General features: G+C 69.3%; 18 protein-coding genes. 15 read left to right on the top strand and 3 right to left on the bottom strand.

Annotated features, from left to right (window positions below; genetic code table 11):
* The 9 genes from V2S04_RS07915 (at position 1) to V2S04_RS07875 (ending at position 11,689) form a co-directional block, all read left to right on the top strand.
* Positions 1 to 915 carry an ABC transporter permease gene (locus V2S04_RS07915; protein ID WP_413637970.1) on the top strand — a complete coding sequence of 305 codons (915 nt, stop codon included), beginning with the start codon at positions 1 to 3 and terminating at the stop codon, positions 913 to 915.
* On the top strand, positions 912 to 1,952 hold the full coding sequence (locus V2S04_RS07910; RefSeq protein ID WP_413637969.1) for an ABC transporter ATP-binding protein: 1,041 nt from the start codon (positions 912 to 914) through the stop codon (positions 1,950 to 1,952). The genes V2S04_RS07915 and V2S04_RS07910 overlap by 4 nt, the downstream gene beginning before the upstream one ends.
* Positions 1,949 to 2,770 (top strand): ABC transporter ATP-binding protein, encoded by an 822-nt coding sequence (locus tag V2S04_RS07905; RefSeq protein WP_413637968.1) that lies wholly within the window; start codon positions 1,949 to 1,951, stop codon positions 2,768 to 2,770. Before V2S04_RS07910 ends, V2S04_RS07905 begins: the two co-directional genes overlap by 4 nt.
* Before the next feature lie 74 nt (positions 2,771 to 2,844).
* A complete protein-coding gene (locus V2S04_RS07900; RefSeq protein WP_413637967.1) occupies positions 2,845 to 4,497 on the top strand; it encodes an ABC transporter substrate-binding protein in 1,653 nt (550 codons plus the stop codon).
* Positions 4,498 to 4,607: 110 nt separating this feature from the next.
* On the top strand, positions 4,608 to 6,467 hold the full coding sequence (locus V2S04_RS07895; RefSeq protein ID WP_413637966.1) for a glycoside hydrolase family 35 protein: 1,860 nt from the start codon (positions 4,608 to 4,610) through the stop codon (positions 6,465 to 6,467).
* Positions 6,464 to 7,693: a Gfo/Idh/MocA family protein gene (locus V2S04_RS07890; protein ID WP_413637964.1), complete on the top strand. Its 1,230-nt coding sequence runs from the start codon at positions 6,464 to 6,466 to the stop codon at positions 7,691 to 7,693. Before V2S04_RS07895 ends, V2S04_RS07890 begins: the two co-directional genes overlap by 4 nt.
* Entirely contained in the window at positions 7,690 to 9,195 is a 1,506-nt protein-coding gene (locus V2S04_RS07885; RefSeq protein WP_413637963.1) for an arylsulfatase, read from the top strand. Before V2S04_RS07890 ends, V2S04_RS07885 begins: the two co-directional genes overlap by 4 nt.
* A complete protein-coding gene (locus V2S04_RS07880) occupies positions 9,192 to 10,253 on the top strand; it encodes a LacI family DNA-binding transcriptional regulator (protein WP_413637962.1) in 1,062 nt (353 codons plus the stop codon). The genes V2S04_RS07885 and V2S04_RS07880 overlap by 4 nt, the downstream gene beginning before the upstream one ends.
* A 50-nt stretch (positions 10,254 to 10,303) precedes the next feature.
* Positions 10,304 to 11,689: an FAD-dependent oxidoreductase gene (locus V2S04_RS07875; protein WP_413637961.1), complete on the top strand. Its 1,386-nt coding sequence runs from the start codon at positions 10,304 to 10,306 to the stop codon at positions 11,687 to 11,689.
* On the opposite strand, the gene V2S04_RS07870 is transcribed toward V2S04_RS07875, so the two are convergent.
* Positions 11,613 to 12,329: a Pr6Pr family membrane protein gene (locus V2S04_RS07870; RefSeq protein WP_413637960.1), complete on the bottom strand. Its 717-nt coding sequence runs from the start codon at positions 12,327 to 12,329 to the stop codon at positions 11,613 to 11,615. The genes V2S04_RS07875 and V2S04_RS07870 overlap by 77 nt on opposite strands.
* A 110-nt stretch (positions 12,330 to 12,439) precedes the next feature.
* On the opposite strand from V2S04_RS07870, the gene V2S04_RS07865 reads away from it, so the two are divergent.
* The 4 genes from V2S04_RS07865 to V2S04_RS07850 all read left to right on the top strand — a co-directional run bounded on the left by V2S04_RS07865 (position 12,440) and on the right by V2S04_RS07850 (position 17,007).
* Positions 12,440 to 12,829, top strand: a complete 390-nt coding sequence (locus V2S04_RS07865) for a CrcB family protein (RefSeq protein WP_413637959.1) — start codon at positions 12,440 to 12,442, stop codon at positions 12,827 to 12,829.
* Positions 12,826 to 13,188, top strand: coding sequence for a fluoride efflux transporter FluC (locus V2S04_RS07860; protein ID WP_413637958.1), 363 nt, complete (start codon positions 12,826 to 12,828; stop codon positions 13,186 to 13,188). Before V2S04_RS07865 ends, V2S04_RS07860 begins: the two co-directional genes overlap by 4 nt.
* Positions 13,189 to 13,273: 85 nt before the next feature.
* Positions 13,274 to 13,846 carry a TetR/AcrR family transcriptional regulator gene (locus V2S04_RS07855; RefSeq protein WP_413637957.1) on the top strand — a complete coding sequence of 191 codons (573 nt, stop codon included), beginning with the start codon at positions 13,274 to 13,276 and terminating at the stop codon, positions 13,844 to 13,846.
* 11 nt (positions 13,847 to 13,857) lie between these two features.
* Positions 13,858 to 17,007: an efflux RND transporter permease subunit gene (locus tag V2S04_RS07850; protein WP_413637956.1), complete on the top strand. Its 3,150-nt coding sequence runs from the start codon at positions 13,858 to 13,860 to the stop codon at positions 17,005 to 17,007.
* Positions 17,008 to 17,122: 115 nt separating this feature from the next.
* On the opposite strand, the gene V2S04_RS07845 is transcribed toward V2S04_RS07850, so the two are convergent.
* On the bottom strand, positions 17,123 to 18,040 hold the full coding sequence (locus V2S04_RS07845) for an aldose 1-epimerase family protein (protein ID WP_413637955.1): 918 nt from the start codon (positions 18,038 to 18,040) through the stop codon (positions 17,123 to 17,125).
* A gap of 249 nt (positions 18,041 to 18,289) precedes the next feature.
* Between V2S04_RS07845 and V2S04_RS07840 the strand changes: the two genes are divergently transcribed.
* Both V2S04_RS07840 and V2S04_RS07835 read left to right on the top strand, forming a co-directional pair.
* A complete protein-coding gene (locus V2S04_RS07840) occupies positions 18,290 to 20,563 on the top strand; it encodes a DEAD/DEAH box helicase (RefSeq protein ID WP_413637954.1) in 2,274 nt (757 codons plus the stop codon).
* Positions 20,564 to 20,671: 108 nt separating this feature from the next.
* The gene (locus V2S04_RS07835; RefSeq protein WP_413637952.1) at positions 20,672 to 20,905 is read left to right on the top strand and encodes a hypothetical protein; all 234 of its coding nucleotides are present in this window, start codon (positions 20,672 to 20,674) and stop codon (positions 20,903 to 20,905) included.
* On the opposite strand, the gene V2S04_RS07830 is transcribed toward V2S04_RS07835, so the two are convergent.
* Positions 20,884 to 21,936 carry an Rv2578c family radical SAM protein gene (locus tag V2S04_RS07830; RefSeq protein WP_413637951.1) on the bottom strand — a complete coding sequence of 351 codons (1,053 nt, stop codon included), beginning with the start codon at positions 21,934 to 21,936 and terminating at the stop codon, positions 20,884 to 20,886. The two genes, V2S04_RS07835 and V2S04_RS07830, sit on opposite strands and share 22 nt — an antisense overlap.
* Positions 21,937 to 21,987 lie beyond the last annotated feature (51 nt).

Here is a 21,987-nt window from a genome sequence, read left to right as displayed (position 1 = left end):
ATGCCCCGTATCCTCCTCAACCCGAAGGTCGCGACGGGGATCATCATCCTCGCGTTCTTCGCCGTGCTCGCTGTGTTCGGGGCGTGGTTCGTGGAATCCGTCCTCGGGATCAACCCGGTCGCGGTCGATTACGAGGCCATCGCAGCGGCCCCGTCCGCCGAGCACTGGCTCGGCACGAACATGAGCGGCCAGGACGTGTTCGCGCAGCTGGTCATCGGCGCGCGGGGATCCGTCGTCGTCGGCGCGCTGTCCGGCACGATCGCCACGGTGCTCGCGGTGCTCGTGGGCACCGCCTCCGGGTACCTGGGTGGTCACACCGACCGCACGATCAACGCGATCGTGAACGTGCTGATGACCCTGCCCGGCTTCGCGCTGCTGTTCATCATCGCCGGGTACGTGAAGAACCCCGGCTACCTCCTCGTCGCGATGGTGATCGGTCTGCTGGCGTGGCCAGGGGGAGCACGCGTGATCCGCTCGCAGACCCTGAGCCTGCGCAGCCGCGACTTCACCTCCGCGCTGCGGACGTCGGGTGAGTCGACGCCGCGGATCATCGTGGTCGAGGTGATCCCGCACCTGTACGGCATCATCTCGGCGATGTTCCTGCATGCGCTGGTCGGCGGGATCTTCGCCGAGGCCTCCCTCGCCTTCCTCGGCCTGGGTGACACCTCCGGCATCACCTGGGGCACCATGATCGCCCAGGCACAGTCGTCCGGCTCGATCCTGCGCGGTCAGTGGTGGTACTTCCTGCCTCCCGGCCTCTGCATCGCCCTGATCGGGTTCGCCACCGCCATGATCAACTTCGGCCTCGACGAAGTGACGAACCCGAAGCTCAACGCCACGCTCGCCGCGCGCACCCGCGCGTACACGAACCGTCAGCGCGCGGCCGCGCGGCGCGGAAGGAAGGTGCTCGCATGACCGCTGCATCGGCTCCCCTGCTCAGCGTCCGGGATCTCGACGTGATGTACCTCGGACTCACCGACGAGCAGAACGTCAAGGCATGCTCCGACATCGACTTGGAGATCCATCGTGGCGAGATCCTCGGGATCGCTGGCGAATCGGCATCCGGCAAGTCCACGCTGCTCACGGCGATCACCCGCCTGCAGAACCCGCCGGCGGTCACGCCGAAGGGTGAGGTCGTGCTCTACGACGACAGGCATCCTGAGGGCATCGATCTCGTGCAGGCCGACGAGCGCCAGCTGCGCGCCTTCCGCTGGTCGGACATCTCGATCGTCATGCAATCGGCCATGGCATGCCTCAATCCGGTCACCCGCCTCGTCACCCAGTTCGCCGACACGCTGCGGGCGCATCAGCCTCGCATCTCCCGTGCCGAGATCCGCGAGCGCACCGCCGAGCTCCTCGAGATGGTCGGCATCGCACCGGGCGCCATGGACAAGTTCGCGCACGAGCTGTCCGGCGGGATGCGGCAGCGGGCGCTGATCGCGCTCGCCCTGGCCTGCAACCCCGACCTCATCGTGATGGACGAGCCGACGACCGCCGTCGACGTGGTGATGCAGCGGCAGATCCTGACCCACATCCTCCGACTTCAGAAGGAGTTCGGCTTCGCCGTCATCTTCGTGACGCACGATCTCTCGCTGCTGCTCGAGATGGCCGATCGGATCGCCATCATGTACGCCGGCCGCATCGTCGAGATCGGCCCCGCCCGCACGATCGCCGACGACCCCCAGCATCCGTACACGCAGGGCCTGCGCAACTCGTTCCCCTCGCTGCGCGAGCCGCGACGGGTGCGCCACGGCATCCCCGGCAGCCCTCCCGACCTGCGGATGCTGCCCAGCGGATGCGCCTTTCGCCCGCGTTGCAGCGAGGCGATCGAGCGGTGCGCGGCGGAGCGGCCCGAGCTCAACGATCTCGCCGTCTCGCGCGCGGCATGCCACGTGCGCGCAGAGGAGCGGGCGCGCGACGAAGAACTCTCGACGACGGGAGCACAGCGATGACCGCCACCGACCGCCCGGTCGTGCTCGCCGCAGACCAGGTGACCATCACCTTCGACGGCAGAGACGACCGCGGCCGCCGCACCGCGGTGCGGGCCTGCGACCGGGTGAGCCTCGACCTGCATGCGGGCGAGATCGTCGCCCTGGTCGGCGAGTCCGGCTCCGGCAAGACCACGATCGCCCGGGCTCTGGCACGCATCCTCACTCCGAGCGAGGGCGAGATCCGCTTCCGCGGTGAGCCCGTCACCAAGCACACCAAGCGTCTGGCGTACGCGAAGGAGGTGCAGATGGTCTATCAGGACCCGTTCGCGTCGCTGAACTCTCTGAAGACCATCCGTCACATTCTCGGCCGGGTCGTGCGGATCCACCACCCGAAGCTCTCGGGCCGTCAGGTCGAGACGCGCATCCACGAGCTGCTCGAACTCGTCGCACTCACGCCGAGCCGCGACTACATCGACCGCTTCCCGACCTCCCTCTCCGGCGGCCAGCGGCAGCGCGTGTCAATCGCCAGGGCGCTCGCCGTCGACCCGAGCGTGATCCTCGCCGATGAGCCCACCTCGATGCTCGACGTCTCGATTCGCCTCGATGTGCTCAACCTGCTCGACAGGATCCGTCGGGAGAAGGACGTGAGCATCCTCTACATCACCCACGACATCGCGAGCGCACGGTACGTCTCCGATCGCATGTGCGTGATGTATCACGGCGAGATGGTCGAGGCCGGCGAGACCGAGCAGCTCATCGACGATCCGAAGCACCCCTACACACGTCTGCTGCTGGACGCCGCACCCGATCCCTCGCGTGTGAAGCCGGCATCAGCCTGACCCCTGCGGGTCCTCGAAGAGCCCGCAGCACCCCACCCCACGCACGTCTCACCTCACCCAAACAAGGAGATCCCATGAAGACGAAGAAACTGACGGCAGCGATGGCGCTGGCAGCAGTTGCCGCTCTCACCCTGACCAGCTGCTCGTTCGACTCCGGCAAGCCGGAGGGCACCGGTTCCGGCGTTCCCACCACGCTCAACCAGATCGGCTGGGGCGGCACGACCTGGACGCAGAACTTCAACCTCTTCTCTCCCACCGGGGTCAGTGTCACCCCCGGCACCGCCTACGTCTACGAGCCGCTCGTGCGGATGGACCGCACCGCGGCCGGTGAGGTGCTGCCGTACCTCGCGACCGACTGGAAGTTCAACGACGACGGAACCCAGCTCAGCTTCACCTTGCGCGATGACGTGACCTGGTCCGACGGCGAGCCCTTCACGGCGAAGGATGTGGCCTACACCTGGAACCTCGTGCTCGCCGGCGAGACGCCCAAGGTCTATCCCTTCAAGAGCGTGGAGGCACCCGACGACACCACGGTCGTCGTCACCTACGACGACGAGTCGTACTCGGACCTCGCCTCGTTCGCGACCCGCCAGATCGTGCCGGAGCACATCTGGTCGAAGCAGAACGTGCGCGAGTGGACCAACCCCGAGCCGGTCGGCACCGGCCCGGCTGTGCTCGACAAGTTCTCGCCGCAGCAGATCTCGTTCAGCATCCGCGACGACTACTGGGGTGGCGAGTCGGCCGGCCTGAAGCAGCTGAACATGCATGCCGTCACGGGCGACGCGATGCGCAGTCAGGTGCTCTCCGGAAAGATGGACTTCGGTACCTTCGGGTGGACCAACGCTCAGGAGGAGTTCGTCCAGAAGGATCCCGAGGTCAACCTGTACGGCTTCTACCCGACCGGCGGATCGGACGGTGTGATCTTCAACACCGAGGTCGCCCCGTACAACGACCCGCATGTGCGCCGCGCTCTGCGTGATGCGCTCGACCTCGAGACCGCGGCGAAGGTCGTGGCGGTCGGCTACGGAGTGCCCACCGCGGCCGGGGTCGCAGCTGACGTCTTCAAGAGCCAGCTCGCCGAGGACTCGGAGCAGAACCAGGACGTCGAGGAGGCGAAGCAGGAGCTCGCCGAAGGTGGCTGGACCGTCGAGGGCGGCAAGCTCGTCAAGGACGGCAAGAGCTACGAGCTGCGCTACGACGTCTACCAGCCGTATGCCGAATGGGTGAGCACCGGCACGATCATGGCCGACCAGTGGCGTGAGAGTCTCGGCCTCGAGGTGACCGTGAACCAGATGGCCGACGCGCCCTTCACCGAGGCGAGCACCACCGGCGACTTCGGGATGCTGTCGGGCTCGCCGCTGGCAGGGAACACACCCTACGAGATGTTCAACTCGGTTGCGGCGATCTCGTACGTGCCGCTCGGAGAACCCGCGGTGATGAATCAGGGCCGCTGGAAGAACGCTGAGTTCGACAAGCTGGTGGCTGAACTCGGTGGCATCGCTCCCGGTACCGATCCCGACCGCGCGGCCGAGCTCTCGGTCGGCGCGCAGGAGATCCTCACCGACGAGGCGCCGTTCATCGCCACGGCGACCGCCGGCTGGAAGGCCGTGGCCAATCAGACCCGCTGGACCGGCTTCCCGGTTCCCGGGAAGGACGACTACGCACCCAATGCCACACTCCCGGCGGATGCAGTGCTCACGATCATGAATCTCGAGCCGCGCAAGTGACACCGGATCCGCGTCGTGGAGACGACCCTGACCGGGTGCTTCACGGCGCGGATCGACCTACCGGCAGCGGACGCGCCGCACGCTTCTTCCTCATACCTCGAAAGGCCACAATGCTCACCCGCTCAGGCAACCGCTTCCTCCGGGACGGAAAGCCGCATCTGATCGTCTCAGGCGCCATGCACTACAGTCGTGTGCACCCTGAGCAGTGGGCGGATCGCCTGCGTCGCCTGCGGATGATGGGCGCCAACACCGTCGAGACCTACATCCCGTGGAACTTCCACGCGCCCGCCCCCGGTGTGCACGACTTCACCGGCGCTGCGGATCTCGGGCGCTTCCTCGACACCGCGGCCGAGCAGGACCTCGACATCATCGCCCGCCCTGGCCCGTACGTCTGCGCGGAGTGGGAGAACGGCGGCTTCCCCGGCTGGCTGCTCGCAGACCCGGGGATGCGGCTGCGCACCCACCGCCCCGAGTACCTGACCGAGGTGGACCGCTGGTTCGATGCGGTCATCCCGCTGGTCGCAGAGCGTCAGCTCGGACGCGGGGGGCGCGTCGCGCTCGTGCAGGTCGAGAACGAGTACGGCTCGTTCGGCGACGATCGCGCTCAACTCGAGCACCTGCGCGACGGGCTGCGAGCCCGTGGCATCACCGTGCCGCTGGTCACCAGTGACGGGCCGGGTATGAACTGGCTCATGGCGGGCATGGTGGACGGCGCCCTGCCCACCATGAACTTCGGCTCCCGCGCAGCCGAGCACCTGCAGACCTTCGGACGCGAGCTGCCCGACACCCCGCCGATGTGCATGGAGTTCTGGCACGGATGGTTCGACCACTGGGGTGAGGAGCACCACACCCGTAGCGCGGAGGAGACAGCGCTGGAGCTCGAGACCATGCTCTCCAACGGCATGAGCGTCAACTTCTACATGGGCGTCGGCAGCACCAACTTCGGCCTCTGGAACGGAGCGAACCACGACCAGGCCATCCAGCCGACGATCACCTCGTACGACTACGACGCGCCGATCGCCGAAGACGGCTCGCTGACGCCCAAGTTCCACGCGTTCCGCGCCGTTATCGCCGAGCATCTGCCGGTGCCCGAGCTGTCCGACGACCTCATCGCCCAGCCGCCTGCGCTCGCCCCGCGCGAGCTGGATGAGCTCGGCGCCGGCGTGCTCACCTGCGACGACCTGCAGCAGCTGTCGCTGGACACCGTCGACGCGGTGCCCGGGCTGCGCGCGATCGCGGAGCCTGTGCCGGAGCCGCCGACGTTCGAGCAGCTCAACCTCGAGCGGGGAATGCTGCTGCTTCGCGGCGAGGTGACCCACGCCGGCGGCACCGTGCCGGTGCGCCTGCACGGTCTGCACGATCGTGCGCATGTCTTCGTCGACGGACGTCTTGCGGGGATTCTCGGTCGCGACGAGGGCGTGCCCGAGACCCTGCACATCACCGCCGAGCGCGGCACGCTCGCAATCGACGTCGTCGTCGAGTCGGTCGGGCGGATCAACTTCGGGCCCCTGCTCGGCGACCGCAAGGGGATCCTCGGCGGCGTCTGGTGGGGCAATCGCTTCGTCAACGGATGGCGCGCCTATCCCCTCGCGCTCGACGTGATCGGCGCGGCGGTCGCCGAGCTGTGCTCGTCGACCGGTGCGGGTGAGGGGACGGATGCCCGGAACGGGCTGACCTTCCGCCAGTACGCGCTCGACGTCACCGCCGACGAGGCAGGCAGCGATGCCAACATCGGCACCGCGAGACGTGGTCGCGGCTTCCTGTGGGTGGATGCCGACATGCTCGGACGCTTCTGGCACATCGGGCCGCAGCAGAGTCTGTACTGTCCGAGCCCGCTGCTTCCGGACGGACGGCACACGGTCACCATCCTCGAGACCGACCCGCCTGAAGGTGATGCCGCAGCCGGCATCCGCCTGCTCTCCGCCCCCGACCTCGGTGCCCCCGCACCGGAAAAGAAGGCACACTCATGATCGACCTGAGAATCGCCGTCATCGGCTTCGGCCTGCGCAGCTCGGTGGCGATGCGCGCGCACCGCCCCGGCGCGGGCGCCGCGATCACCGTGGTGTGCGACCCCTCGGAGCGCGCTCGCTCAGAGGCAGCCGGAAAGCTCGGCCCCGATGTGCTTCTGGTCTCGTCGGTCGAGCAGATCCCGGTTGCCGAGGTGGACGCGGTCATGGTGCTGACGCCCGACCACACTCACCTGAGCGTCGCGACCTGGGCGCTCGAGCAGGGACTGCCCACGTTCTGCGAGAAACCGCTGACCACGACCGTCGCCGACGCCGACGCGCTGCTGGCCACCGCGCACCGGCTGCGCGTGCCGCTGTACGTCGGTCACAACATGCGGCACATGCCCGTGGTGCGCCAGATGCGGTCCATCATCGAGAGCGGAGAGATCGGCCGCGTGCGTGCGATCTGGTGCCGGCACTTCGTGGGAGAGGGAGGTGACTTCTACTTCAAGGACTGGCACGCCGAACGCCGCAACGTCGGCACGCTGCTGCTGCAGAAGGGCGCACACGACCTCGATGTGATCCATTGGCTCGCCGGCGCGTACACGCGCAGGGTGTCGGGCGTGGGCGACCTCGCTGTGTACGGCGACATCACCGACCGCCGCGACAACTCCGATCGACGCATGTGGGACTGGCATTCCCGCGAGAACTGGCCCCCCACCGCGCAGCGCGACCTGAATCCGGTGATCGACGTCGAAGACATCTCGATGCTGACCATGAAGCTCGAGGGCGGGGTGCTCGCCTCGTACCAGCAGTGTCACTTCACACCCGACTACTGGCGCAACTACACCGTGATCGGCGATGCCGGGCGCATCGAGAACATCGGCGACGGCGGCGGAGACCGCATCCACGTGTACACCTCGCGTCACGCCGGGCCGCTGCACCCCGATCGGGTCGAAGTCATCTCCCGCGGCGACGGCGGGCACGGCGGCGCGGACCCTGCGCTGATCGACGAGTTCCTTCGCTTCGTGCGCGACGGCGGTCGCACCGACGTGTCGATGGTCGCCGCGCGCGAGGCGGTCGCTGTGGCGGCCACCGGTGCCGAGTCGATCCGTGGCACCGGCGAGCTGCTCGAGGTGCCCCCGCTCGACGCCGCATTGATCGAGTACTTCGACGCGGGGCAGCCCGGGGCAGCCCGGCGGGTCGTCACGAACCATCCGCCTGCGGATGAGAAGGCCGCAATAGGATGAGCGACGTGCGCCGCCCGAACGTCGTCCTCATCGTCGCCGACCAGTGGCGCGGCGACGCCCTCTCCTGCTCGGGGCACCCGGTCGTGCGCACCCCGATCCTCGACGAGCTGGCAGCGGCGGGAGTGCGCTTCGACCACGCGTATTCGGCGACGCCGACCTGCATCCCCGCACGCGCGGCGCTGATGACCGGGCAGTCGCAGGATCGCCACGGACTGGTCGGCTATGTCGAGGGGATCGACTTCCCCCGGGCGAACCCGGTCACCCTGCCCGGGGTGTTCCGCGACGCGGGCTACCAGACCCATGCGATCGGCAAGATGCACGTCTGGCCCGAGCGTGCGCGCATCGGCTTCGACGACGTGCAGCTGCACGACGGATTTCTGCACCATGCGCGCCGCGAGCGCCGGGGTCATCTCGAGGACATCGACGATTACGTGCACTGGCTGCGCCGACAGCCCGGGGTCACTCCCGATGAGGAGTACTTCGACCACGGTGCCGGCTGCAACTCGATCGCCACCCGTCCATGGGACAAGGCAGAGCATCTGCATCCGACGAACTGGGTCACCACGACCGCCGGACGCTTCCTCGAGCGCCGCGACCCGACCCGCCCGTTCTTCCTCTACCTGTCGTACCACCGCCCGCACCCGCCGTACGACCCGCCTGCCTGGGCGCTCGAGCAGTTCCTCGCGGCCGACGAGCACCGCCCCCTCACCGGTGACTGGAACGGCGTCTGGGATGCGCACCGCAATGACGGCGGGCACCAGAGTGCGCTCGGTACGATGCCCGATGACATGATCCGCCGTGCTCGCGCGGGCTACTACGGAGCGATGGCTCACGTCGATCTCCAGATCGGGCGGTTCCTCGAGCTGCTCGCGCAGTCGGGCGAGGCCGCGAACACCGTGGTGGCGTTCACCAGCGACCACGGCGAGATGCTCGGCGACCACGACATCTACCGCAAGGCCGTGCCCTACGAGGGCTCGGCTCGGGTGCCGCTGATCATCGCCGACGCGCCGAACCGCGCCTCGGTCGGCCGGGGTTCGGTCAGCGACGCGCTCGCCGAACTGCGCGACGTCATGCCCACCCTGCTCGATCTTGCGGGGGTCGATGTCCCGGACACGGTCGACGGGCGATCGCTCGCCGCCGTCATCACGAGTCCGTCCGAGGCCGGCGCAGGCCATCGCGAATGGCTGCACGGCGAACATGTCTACTGGGGCCAGTCGCTGCACTGGGTGACCGACGGCCGGTTCAAGTACGTCTGGGGTTCGGGGGAGGGCGTCGAGCAGCTGTTCGATCTCGCTGCGGATCCGGGCGAGACGCACGACCTCGTCGCCGGGGGTGATGCGCCCGACGAGCTGCAGCGCTGCCGAGCTGCCCTGATCGAGGCGCTCCGCGATCGTCCCGAGGGTTTCGTGTTCGACGGCTCGCTCGTGACCGGACGGCCAGTGTCGGCGGTGCTGCCGCACCTTCGCGAGCGCATCGCGGATCAGGGCGCATCGGTGCCATGATGTCGTCTTCCTCCCGAGCCGCGCAGCGGCGTCCCACGCTTCGCATGGTGGCCGAGCGAGCGGGCGTGTCGATCGCCACCGTGTCGTACGTGTTCTCGGGGCGGTCAGGATCGGCATCCGGCTCGGGCGTCGGCGCAGAGACGAGCGCGCGTGTGCTCGCCGCAGCCGAAGAGCTCAACTACCGCCCGAACCGTGCGGCACGCACCGTGCGCACCGGCCGCAGCGGCACGGTGCAGCTGTCGCTGAACATGCTCAGCGACCCGTGGTCGCTGGCGGTCGCCGACGCGGTGAACATCGAGGCCGACCGCAGAGGGTTGACGACTCTCATCCTCGCCAGCGGCGACTGGTACACGGCCCTCGACCGACTCGAAAGCGACGTCGCGTACGTCGACGGCCTGGGCGACGATGATGAAGCGCGGGATCGCGTGCGCGACCTCGCCGCCCGTGGACAGCGCCTCGTCGTCTTCGACGAGAAGCTGGAGGCCGACGGCTTCGACGTGATCCGCTCCGAGGCCCTGCCTGGCTGCGAGATCGCGATGGCGCACCTGCTCGAACGGCATACGACGATCGGGTGTCTGACGGCGACATCCGCCCGCCAGCGCGCCGTTCGCCAGCGCACCCGATACTCGGTGTACACCGAATCGATGGCGGCGCACGGGCTTGAGCCGGATGCCCGTTGGACCCAGGAATTCAGCGAGACGCAGGGCAGCGCGTTCGAGGCCGCGGTGCGGCTGCTCACCGGCGAGCGTCGACCGACCGCCATCTACGCCACCACGGACTTCGCCGGCATCGCCGCCATCAACGCAGCGCACATGCTGGGACTCAGCGTGCCGCACGACGTGTCGATCGTCGGAGTCGGCAACACGCCGCTGGCGCGCGATGTGGCGCCGACGCTCACGACTGTCGGCCCTACGGACTTCTATCGACGCCAGGCTCAGATCATCGTCGGCAGGGCGGTCGCAGGCGATTCCGACCCGTACCGGGTGCACGAGTTCCCCTGGGCGCTGGTGCCCGGTGGGTCCACGGATCTGGACTCCTCCGGTCCTCGTCGACGCTGACGCGCCGTGGCCTGACGCCCGCCCCGCCCGCGGGTAGTCTGGCAAGCACGATGAGCATCACGCGCCGCACTCTGCTCGTCGGCGCCGGAGCGGGCGCCGTCGGGCTGCTGCTCGCCGCCTGCACGCCCGAGCCGAAGCCCTCGCCAACGCGCACGAAGACGCCCGGCCCGCGGCCCACGGCCCCCGCCGCCGTGCCGGAACCGGCCGGATGGGTGCGCAGCACCTGGACCAGGGACCCGTACTCGCTGGGCTCGATGAGCTACCTGCCCGCGGGTGCCGATCCGGGCGAGCGCGAGCGTCTCGCCGAACCCGTGCTTGGTCGGGTCTTCTTCGCCGGCGAAGCCACCGACACCGCCAATCCGGGAACGGTGATCGGGGCGGTCGATGCCGCGCGTCGCGCCGCGCTCGCCCTCATCGGCGAAGCCGACGAGTCCGAGCGCATCGCCGTCGTCGGCGCAGGCGTCGCCGGAATGGTCACCGCCCGGATGCTCGCGGATGCCGGTCTGGACGTCACCGTGCTCGAAGCGCGCGACCGGCTCGGCGGACGCATCCGCAGCGACGCCGACGACGACACGTGGCCCATCGCGCCGCAGCTCGGCGCGTGGCTGCTCGGCGAGGACGAGCTGGATGCGCTCGCGCACCGTCTCATCGACATCAGCGACCGCACGCTCACGCTCGACGATGCGACCGGGTGGACCGCCGAGGGCGAGGCGCCGACGGTCGACGGAGCGCCCATCGCCCAGGCGCTGCAGCGCGCCGAGACGCAGGCGTCCGACCTGCCGATCATCGACGCGCTCACGGCGAACGGCGCCGACCCCGAAGACCCGGCTCTGGCGGCGTCCCTTGCCTGGATGGCGGCGATGACCGGCGCAGACCCCGCACGCGCCTCGAGCTGGTACGCACCCGATTTCCCCTCCGACGCCGTGCACGGCGTGATCGGCGACCTCGACTCGTTCCTGCACGACCACCTCGACGGGATCGATGTGACCACGGCGTCCCCCGTGGTGCGCGTCGCCTACGACGAGCGTGGGGTCAGCCTGCGCCTCGGCACCGGCGAGGCCCTCTCGTACGACCGGGTGGTCGTCACCGCGCCCCTCGGGGTGCTGCAGAAGCAGGGCATCGAGTTCGCGCCGGCGCTGCCGTTCTCGCACCGCGGGGCGATCTCGGCACTGGCATCCGGTTTCGTCGAGACGGTCTGGATGCGCTTCGACGAGGCCTTCTGGGAGACCGAGGCGACCGTCTGGCACGTCATCGGCGGAGACGCTCTGATCCGCACCTGGCTCAATCTGCAGCCGTTCACCGGGGAGCCCGTGCTCGTCGGGCTCGTCGGCGGCACAGCAGCCGAGCAGTTCGCCGAGCTCAACGAGCGTGACGCGGCGGTCGCCGCGCGCGCGTCTCTCGTCTTCTTCGCACCGTCGGACGAGGACGAGGGCTGATCTCGCCCCACGACGGCACGGTCGGGCGCACCCGGCTGAGCAGCACGAGGGCGACGGCGACCACAGCGAAGATGGACAGCGCCAGTGCGCAGCTGAGCGCCATCTCGCCGATACCAGACACCTGCCGCAGATCGAGGAAGTAGTACGGGTACCACCCGATCACGCTTCCGCGCCAGATCGTGAACACGCCCCACAGCAGCGGGTACAGCAGCACGAACGGCACGACCCGCCACGACGCCGCCCTCCGGCCGGGCCCGAACACCCACGCGACGACCGTCCACGCCGGCAGCACGAAGTGCAGCACGGCATCCGACCACGGCACTGTGATCGGGATGCCGCGCTCGCCGGCCTGCCAGACGATGAGCGCGAAGGCGAGACCAGCGGTGATCGTCCAGCTCAGCACGAGGACTCGTGCAGAGGTCAGCCACGCCGGGTCCTCGTCACGGCGCAGCGCGATCACCCCCGCCACCACCGCGAGGGCGGCGAACACGGTGTTCGACTGGATGGTCAGATAGGCGAAGAAGTTGGTGCCGGCGAGGGTCTGCGATCCCATGCCCCACAGCATTCGGTGCACGAGCGCCACGATGCACACGGCCGCGGTCAGCAGACGCGACCAGCCGAACATCCTTCGCGTGAGCACTCGAGCGTCGTCCTCCCGGTGGTCAGGCGGCATCGGGAGGGCCGCGCCACCGCTTCGAGTCTATGCATGCCGGCCGCAGACGAGTCCGAGGGCGCGGCTAGAGTGGCGCAGTGACCACGCCCCTCCCCGCGCGCACCGTGCTGCGCCGCGCCGCGCTCGCCGCGGCGGGTGGGGCGATCGGCACCACCGGGCGGCTCGCCCTCGGGGCGCTCATCGCCGATGGCCCCGCAGCGGTGCTGGTCGCCAATCTCGCAGGCTCCCTGCTGCTGGGCATCCTGACCGCACGCCTGCCCTCCTCCGATCTGCGGATCCTGCTCGGCACGGGCCTGCTCGGCGGCTTCACCACCTACAGCGCCTTCGCGATCGACAGCGTCGAGCTGTGGGCGGCGTCGCCCGCGCTCGCCGTCGGCTACGTCGCCGCGAGCATCGTCGGCGGCCTGCTGTCGGCGTGGCTCGGGCTGAGGCTCGGCGGATCGCTCACGAGACGCCAGGCCCGATGAGCCCGGTGATCTTCCTGCTCGCCGCCGCCTGCGGTGGATTGGGGGCAGCCACGCGCTATCTCGTCGACCTCGGCGTCGCGCGGATCGCCGGCACGCGATTCCCGTGGGGCGTGCTGCTGATCAACATCACCGGATCGCTGCTGCTCGGGCTCGTGGTCGGCATGCTTCCCGGCGCCGCATTCGTGGTGGGCAGCGGCTTCCTCGGGGGGTACACCACCTTCAGCACGGCGATGATCGACGCGATCTCGCTGTGGCGCGACGGCGAGCAGCGGGCGGCCGTGTTCGACGTGATCGGGATGCTCGTGCTCTCCCTCGCGGCGGCGGCCGCGGGGCTCGCCGTCGGCGGCATCCTCACCTGAGCCGCGGGCGCTCGCTGCCAGTCGGGGCACAGCTTCCCGGGCACATAATGTACAGACGTACATCTCGTAGGGCCGAGGAGGGATCATGAGCGACTCGCCACGCCGTCGCCGCGATCCCGAGACGCGCCGCAGGCAGATCGTCATCGCCGCAGCCGAGCTGATCGTCGAGGTCGGCGTCAGCGCGGTGACGCATCGGCTCATCGCCGGTCGTGCGGGCGTGCCGCTGGGCGCGACCACCCAGTACTTCGCCACCCTCGACGACCTGCGATCCGAGGCGCTGCACCACCTGGTCACCGAGGTCGACGCCGGCATCGACGGCATCCGGACGGCACTGGAAGAGCGCGGGGCGACACCCGCCGTGCTCACCGAGCTGATCCTGCGCGGACTCGCCGACGCCCGCGCGCTCGAAGCCGATCGGGCCGTCGTCACCGCGGCCATCGACGATCCGCAGCTGAGGGCGCTCGCCCGCCGATGGTCCGATCGCATGATCGGGTTCCTCGTCCCCGACTACGGCGTGCAGCGCGCCACCGCGGCATCCGTCTTCATCGACGGGGTGCTCTGGCATGCGCGCATCCACGACGAGCCCCTCGACGCCACCCTGATCGAGGGGGCCCTCGCCGGCATCCTCGGCACCGAATCCACGACCACGAGCGACTGAAAGAGCACCGCGTGTCGAACCTCGCCAACCTCAGCCTGCGCAACCGCGCACTCATCGCGCTGATCACCATCGTTTCCGCCGTGTTCGGCGGGCTCGCGCTGACGAATCTCAAGCAGGAGCTGATCCCGTCGCTCGAGCTTCCCGCCCTGGTCGTCATGACCACCTACCCCGGCGCGTCGCCCGAGGTGGTCGAGAACGACGTCTCCACACCGATCGAGAACGCGATCCAGGGTGTACCCGGGCTCGAGTCCAGCAGCGCCACGAGCACCACCGACGCCTCGATCGTGCAGGCGATGTTCGCCTACGGCACCGACCTCGCCACCGCCGAGCAGAAAATGCAGCAGGCGATCAACAGGATCTCGCGCCAGCTGCCGGACGACGTCAGCCCGCAGGTGCTCAGCGTCTCGATCGACGACTTCCCGGTGATCCAGATCGCGGTCACCGGCTTCGACGACTCCGAGACGGCGCAGCAGGATCTCGAGACAACGGTCATCCCCGACCTCGAGGACGTCGACGGCGTCAACGCCGCCGAGATCGTCGGCGGCGTCGGTCAGCGCATCACGATCACCCCCGACGAGCAGAAGCTCGCCGCCGCTCGGCAGAGCACCCAGGCGATCAGCCAGGCGCTGCAGCAGAACGGCGTGCTGCTCCCCGGCGGCGCGATCACCCAGGGCGACGAGACGCTCACCGTGCAGTCGGGCGCGAAGCTCACCTCCGCGGACGCCGTCGCGGCGCTGCCGCTCAGCGGCACGGATCTCACGATCGGCGATGTCGCCGAGGTCGCGCAGGTCTCCGATCCGGTCACCTCGATCTCCCGAGTCGACGGCGAGGACGCCCTGTCGATCGCCGTCACCAAGCTGCCAGCCGCGAACACCGTCGAGGTCTCCCAGGGCGTGCTCGCCGCGCTCGACGAGCTCGGCGACGCCTTCCCGGACGCCGAGTTCACCGTCATCTTCGACCAGGCGCCCTACATCCAGCAGTCGATCGAGACGCTCGCGACCGAGGGCATGCTCGGCCTCGCGTTCGCGGTGATCGTGATCCTCGTGTTCCTGCTCTCCATCCGCTCGACGCTGGTCACCGCGATCTCGATCCCCACCAGCGTGCTCATCACGTTCATCGGCCTGCAGGCGTTCGGCTACTCGCTCAACGTGCTCACCCTGGGGGCGCTCACCATCGCGATCGGGCGCGTCGTCGACGACTCGATCGTCGTGATCGAGAACATCAAGCGGCACTACGTCGAGGGCGCCGACAAGGGCGCCGCGATCCGCCTCGCGGTGCGCGAGGTGGCATCCGCCATCACCGCCTCCACGATCACCACCGTCGCCGTCTTCCTGCCGATCGTGTTCGTCGGCGACATGGTGGGCGAGCTGTTCCGACCGTTCGCGATGACCGTGACGATCGCGATGGTCGCCTCGCTGCTCGTCGCGCTGACCATCGTTCCGGTGCTCGCGTACTGGTTCCTGCGGCCCGGAAAGCCCCTGGTCGCCGACGACGGCTCGCCGATCGATCCGGAGCATCCGGACGCCCCTCCCACACTCCTCCAGCGTCTCTACCGGCCGATCCTCGGGTGGACGCTCAAGCACTCCGCGATCACGGTCGTGCTGGCGGTCGTCGTGCTCGCCGGCACGCTGGCTGCCGCGCCGCTGATGAAGATCAACTTCCTCAGCGACTCGGGCCAGAACACCATGACCGTCACGCAGGACATCGGCGAGACCGCGAGCCTGGAGGCGAAGTCCGAGGCCGCGAAGAAGGTCGAGGAGGCGCTCGACGGCATCGACGGGATCACGCACGTGCAGGCGTCGATCGGCTCGAGCGGCTCGCCGCTGCGCGACGCGTTCTCCGGCGGCGCGGGCATCACCTACTCCATCCAGACCAGCGACGACGCCGACCAGGAGCAGCTGCGCGCGGACGTGCAGAAGAAGGTCGACGGCGTCGAGGGCGCCGGCGAGATCACCGTCGCGGCGACCTCGGGCGGGTTCGGCTCGAGCGACATCGCGATCACCGTGACGGCCCCGAACGCCGCCGACCTGCAGGCCGGCACCGACGCCCTGATGAAGGAGCTGAAGGGCCGCGACGGCATCGGCCAGGTCACGAGCAATCTGGCGGCGTCGCTGCCGTACATCGCCGTGATCGTCGACCGTGACGCGGCCGCCGCGCGCGGACTGTCGGAGGTGGCGGTCGGCTCGATCGTGTCGAACACGATGCGCCCGCAGCAGATCGGCTCGATCGAGGTCGACGACAGTGCGCTCACGGTGTATCTCGTCGACCCCGAGCCGCCGACATCCGTCGACGCTCTGAAGCAGCTGACGATCCCGACGGCGACCGGCCCGGTGCAGCTGCAGGACCTCGCGACGGTGGAGCAGCGCAACGGCCCGACCTCCATCTCCACCGAGCAGGGCCGCCGCACGGCGACGATCACAGTGCCCCCGGCATCCGACGATCTCGCCGTCGCCACCTCATCGGTGGCAGCCGCACTCGACGAGGTCGATCTGCCCGACGGTGCCCGGGCCGAGATCGGCGGTGTCGCGGAGCAGCAGGCCGAGTCGTTCTCGCAGCTCGGGCTGGCGATGCTCGCCGCGATCCTCATCGTCTACGTGGTGATGGTCGCGACGTTCAAGTCGCTGCGCCAGCCCCTGCTGCTGCTCGTGTCGGTGCCGTTCGCGGCGACCGGGGCGATCCTGCTGCAGATCGTCACCGGCGTGCCGCTCGGCGTCGCATCGCTGATCGGCGTGCTGATGCTGATCGGCATCGTGGTGACCAACGCGATCGTGCTCGTCGACCTGGTCAACCAGTACCGGTCGAAGGGGCTCACGACTCCGGAGGCCGTGATGGCGGGTGGCGAGAAGCGTCTGCGGCCGATCCTCATGACGGCCCTCGCGACGATCTTCGCGCTCACCCCGATGGCGCTCGGTATCACCGGTCACGGCGGGTTCATCTCACAGCCGCTCGCGATCGTCGTGATCGGCGGACTCGTGTCGTCGACCGTGCTGACGCTCATCGTCCTGCCGACGCTCTACAACCTCGTCGAGGGGGCGAAGGAGCGCCGCCGCGCGAAGCGGGCCGCGGGCACGGATGCCGGGGAGCCGACGCCGGGGGCCGCGCCGGCGGATGGCGGCTCACTCACCCGCCGGCAGCTGCGCGCCGGTGACGCTCACGATTGAGCGTGAGCGCCCCGCCTTCTTCCCATCCGTCAGTTTGCGCGGCGGATGGGAAACGCTGGTGGCCGTCATCCGCTGCCGGCGTTTCCCATCCGTCAAACCTGAGGGACTGCGCGATTCAGGAGAAGCGGATGCCCCACTCCAGCGTCCACGACTCGCCCTCGGCGAGGCGGCGCAGGCCGCGGCCCGAGTTGAAGGCCTCGGCGGGTGCCGTCATCGGCTCGATGGCGACAGCGAGCGGCTGACCGGGGTACTTCACGGTCGTGAACGCCTGCACGTAGTCGAAGCCGGGCCCCTGCTGCAGCGTCACCGTGCGACCGTCTGGCGCGGTGAGAGTGCTGCGCACGAAACCATCGGCGTCGCGATGCAGGTTCGCGTACCCGGTGTCGAGCTGCACGTCGCCGAGGCGGCGGCCGTCACGCAGATCGGTCGCCGAATCGACCGGGCTCTCGCCGATCGGCAGCATCCGGTCGTCGGTCTCGAAGTGCGTCTCGGCGGGCACTCGCAGCACGAGCTCACGCGCGTCGACGCCGTCGATGATGAAGAACGGGTGCGTGCCGAGCGCCACCGGGGCAGGGTCTGCGGAATGGTTGGTCAGTGTGTGGGTGACGTCGATCCCGGCATCCGTCAGGGCGTAGGTGACCGACGTCGCGACGAGGTACGGATATCCCGTCTGAGGCACGATCTTCGCCGCCAGCGTGACCGCTTCGTCGGTGTGCTCGGCGATCTCGTACGCGGTGTAGCGCAGCAGCCCGTGGCTGGCGTTGCGGAACTTGGGCTCGCTGATGGCGAGGGCGCGCTCGGCGTCACCGTCCTGCCAGATGCCGTCGCGGATGCGGTTCGGCCACGGGGCGAGCACGACGCCCGAGCACGACGGGGTCGGCTGGTCGGTTGGGTACGGCGGCACGATGTCGACACCGCCGATCGTGAGGTGTCGCAGCGAAGCGCCGACCTGTGCGATCTGCGCGGTGACGTCGCCGCGGCGCAGGTGGATCTGGATGCCGGTGGGGGAGCCGATCGCGTCGTCAAGAGCCATGTCGCCATCGTACGACGGGCGCTCTCTCAGCAAAGACCGGTATCGTGGACGGCAGTCGGCTTCGGGCACCCGCCACAGGCGGTTTCTTCCGAGCAGCGAGAGCGCTCATTGTGAGCCCAGGGGCCGATGGTTCATAACCATCACATGAATGGCCCCGGCCGACGGATGCCCGGGTATGTCCCTCGCGCGCTGATCTCTGTGCCCGCGGAGCGGACGCTGTTCTCGTGTCAGAGACAGTCAGGAAACACCATGCCCAAGAACGGCAAGCCCAAGGGCGGACGCCCGTCGCGCAACTTCGAGCCGCGATACGCCAAGAGCGGACCCTCGTTCCATGAGCGTCACGCAGGCGGACGCCCGTCGCGTGACAGCGATCGGCGGGACTCCGGAGAGCGCCGCTCGTTCTCGTCGGATGCCCGCGCCGACCGTCGCCCCGGAAGCGTCAGCCCGAAGCACCGCGGCTACCGTCCGGCGGACGCCGAAGGCTCGGCGCCCAAGGCCCGCTGGTCGGACGCGCAGCGCGCCGGCCGCGATGAGTCGCGCTCGATCCGCAATCGCGCCGAGTCCGGTCGCCGCGAGGCCCCGCACCACCGCAACGATCGCGACGACCGTCAGGCCGGCCGCGGCTTCGACCGCGGCGAGCGTTTCGGCCGGGATGCGCGTCCGGCGCGCGATGACCGGTTCGGCCGTGACCCTCGCCCCGCGCGCGATGACCGCGGCTACGGCCGCAACGACCGCAACGACCGCTTCGACCGGGATGCGCGTCCGGCTCGCAACGACCGGTTCGGCCGTGACGCCCGTCCGGCTCGCGATGACCGTGGCGGCTTCGACCGTCGGGGCGGATTCGACCGCAACGACCGTTCGGCTCGCGCCGGCGCTGCGGACCGTCGCGGCGGCTTCGACCGCGACGCGCGTCCGGGACGTGACGACCGAGGCTACGGCCGCGATGACCGCTTCGATCGGGATGCTCGTCCGGCACGCGGCGACCGTGGTGGCTACGGCCGCTACGACCGCTTCGACCGTGACGCCCGTCCGGTGCGCAACGACCGCGTCGACCGTGACGCCCGTCCGGTGCGCAACGACCGCAACGAGCGTCCCGCTCGCGACGACCGCCGCGGCAGCACCCAGCGCCCGCGCTTCGATCGCACCGAGCGTCCCCGCTTTGACCGCGACGCACGCCCCGCGCGTCAGAACCGCGACGACCGTCCGAACCGCAGCGACTGGAATGCCACATCGACCGCCAAGGCGCGCGACGAGCAGGTCGACGTCGTGCACGAGCGGCTCGAGGCAGAGGCCGTGCAGGCGACCGAGGTCGCGGACGTGACCTTCGGCGACCTGGGTCTCGGGTCGAACATCGTCGAGATCCTGAAGAACATGGGTGCTGAGACGCCCTTCCCGATCCAGGCCGCAACGATCCCCAGCATCCTGCAGGGTCGCGACGTGCTCGGCCGGGGCCGAACGGGTTCGGGCAAGACGATCGCCTTCGGCGCCCCGCTCGTCGAGAGCATCCTGCTGTCGCAGAAGGGCAAGCGTCGCGAGATCGGCCGCAAGCCGCGCGCGATCATCCTCGCCCCCACGCGTGAGCTGGCCCTGCAGATCGACCGCACGGTGCAGCCCATCGCGCGCAGCGTGGGGCTGTTCACCACGCAGATCTACGGCGGCGTGCCCCAGGCACGCCAGGTAGGCGCGCTGAACAAGGGCGTCGACATCATCATCGGCACGCCCGGACGCATCGAGGACCTCATCGAGCAGCGCAAGCTCGACCTCTCCGAGGTGCGCATCGCCGTGCTCGATGAGGCCGACCACATGGCAGAGCTCGGCTTCGCCGAGCCGGTGCAGCGCATCCTGCGCAAGACCGGTACGGCCCTCGAAGACGGAGCGACCAGCCAGAAGCTGCTGTTCTCGGCGACCCTCGACCGCGAGGTCGCCGCGATCGTCGACGAGTTCCTGATCGACCCGGCCGTCTACGAGGTCGCCGGCGAAGACCAGGACTCGAGCACGATCGACCACCGCGTGCTCGTGATCGAGCACCGTGATAAGGCCGACGTGCTCACCTCGCTCGTCGACCGCGACGGTCAGACGCTGGTCTTCGCGCGCACCCGCGCCTACGCCGAGATGCTCGCTGAGCAGTTCGAAGACGCCGGCATCGCCGCCGTCTCGCTGCACGGCGACCTGAACCAGGCCAAGCGCACCCGCAACCTGCAGAAGCTCACCGCGGGCAAGGTGCAGGTGCTCGTCGCCACCGACGTCGCCGCTCGTGGCATCCACGTCGACGACATCGATCTGGTCGTGCAGGCCGACGCCCCCGACGAGTACAAGACGTACCTGCACCGCGCCGGTCGCACGGGTCGCGCCGGCCGCTCCGGCCGTGTCGTGACGCTGATCACCCGTCACCGCCGTCGTCGGATGGAGGATCTGCTCGGCCGCGCCGAGATCGACGCTCCGTTCGAGCAGGCGGCCCCCGGCGACGACGTGATCGAGGAGATCACGGGCCGCATGCCGAGCGAGGCCGAGCTCACCGCCTGAGCCGGTTCGCAACTCAGGAGAGACCGTCGGGATACGCGCCCTCAGGGCCGGGGCCCGGCGGTCTCTGCGCATTCGTCCTGAGTTGTGAGCGCCACATAGTGTGGACCCATGGGTTGGAACGAGTGGGCGACAGCCGGGGGCACCGTATGGTTGAGCATCGCTCTGGTGATCAGTGCGCTCGCCGGCATGCAGGGGCGCACGAAACTCGGGTGGTTCGTGCTCGGGATGATCTTCGGCCCTCTTGCGCTGCTCTTGCTGGTGTTCCTCATTCAGCCGCAGGCCACGCGTGAAGAGCTTCCCGCCGGCAGTGCCGGCCGCGCTCAGAAGAGCATGTCGGACTGAGTCGTCGTGCGGACGGATGCCGGAGCCGGGCGCTGCCGCATCCGCCGGCCGCGCATGCTGTCGTTCTCTTCCTCTGAGCGGGCATCGAGCCCGTGCACGCGCATGAGCGGCCGGATTCGTCGCGCGAGCCACTGGCGATAGGCCTTGGGCGCCTCGACCGAGACGCCCGGGTACAGGCCGCGGTACGAGGAGAGCAGTTCCGGATGCTCGCGCTCGAGCCACTGGAAGAACCACGGCTTCACGCCGGGGCGCAGGTGCAGCGACCCGTAGACGACGTGGTCGGCTCCCGACTGCTTGATGCGGCGCAGCCCCTCGTCGATGGCGCCGAGCGAGTCGGTCAGGTGCGGCAGCACCGGCATCAGGAACACGCCGACGCGGAAGCCCGCGTCGCTGAGCGCCCGAACCGTGTCGAGCCGAGCCTGCGTGCTCGGCGTGCCCGGCTCGACGGCGTGCTGCAGAGCATCGTCGTACATCGCGATCGACATCTGGATGTCGATGGGCACCTGCTTCGCCGCCTCGACGAGCAGTGGGATGTCGCGGCGGATCAGCGTTCCCTTTGTGAGGATCGACATCGGTGTGCGGGAGTCGGCGAGGGCCTGCACGATGCCGGGCATGAGCTTGTACCGCCCCTCCGCACGCTGGTAGGGGTCGGTGTTCGTGCCGAGGGCGACGGTCTCGTGCTTCCACGAGCCGCGCCGCAGTTCGCGCTGCAGCACCTCTACGACGTTCGTCTTCACGATGATCTGCGAGTCGAAGTCCGCACCGCCGTCGAGGTCGAGGTACTCGTGCGTCCCGCGAGCGAAGCAATAGACGCATGCATGACTGCATCCCCGATACGGGTTCACTGTCCACGCGAACGGCATGCGCGAGGCGCCCGGCACCGCATTCAGCGCCGACTTGGCGAGAACCTCGTGAAACGTCATCCCGGCGAACTCCGGTGTGGTCACAGAGCGCACGACACCGGTGCGGCTCTCGAGGCCCGGCAGCGCGTCCGCGTCCCGATCGTCGATCGCCTGCCCTTGCCACCTCATCGGACTATTCGAACAAAGAAACCAATCTCTGTCAACCAGCAAGCCGTAGTT

This window comes from Microbacterium sp. OR21 (assembly GCF_047306785.1).
Classification (GTDB): Bacteria; Actinomycetota; Actinomycetes; order Actinomycetales; family Microbacteriaceae; genus Microbacterium; species Microbacterium esteraromaticum_E.
The sequence above is the reverse complement of the archived record's forward strand: the minus strand, read 5'-3'. Positions and strand labels throughout refer to the sequence as shown.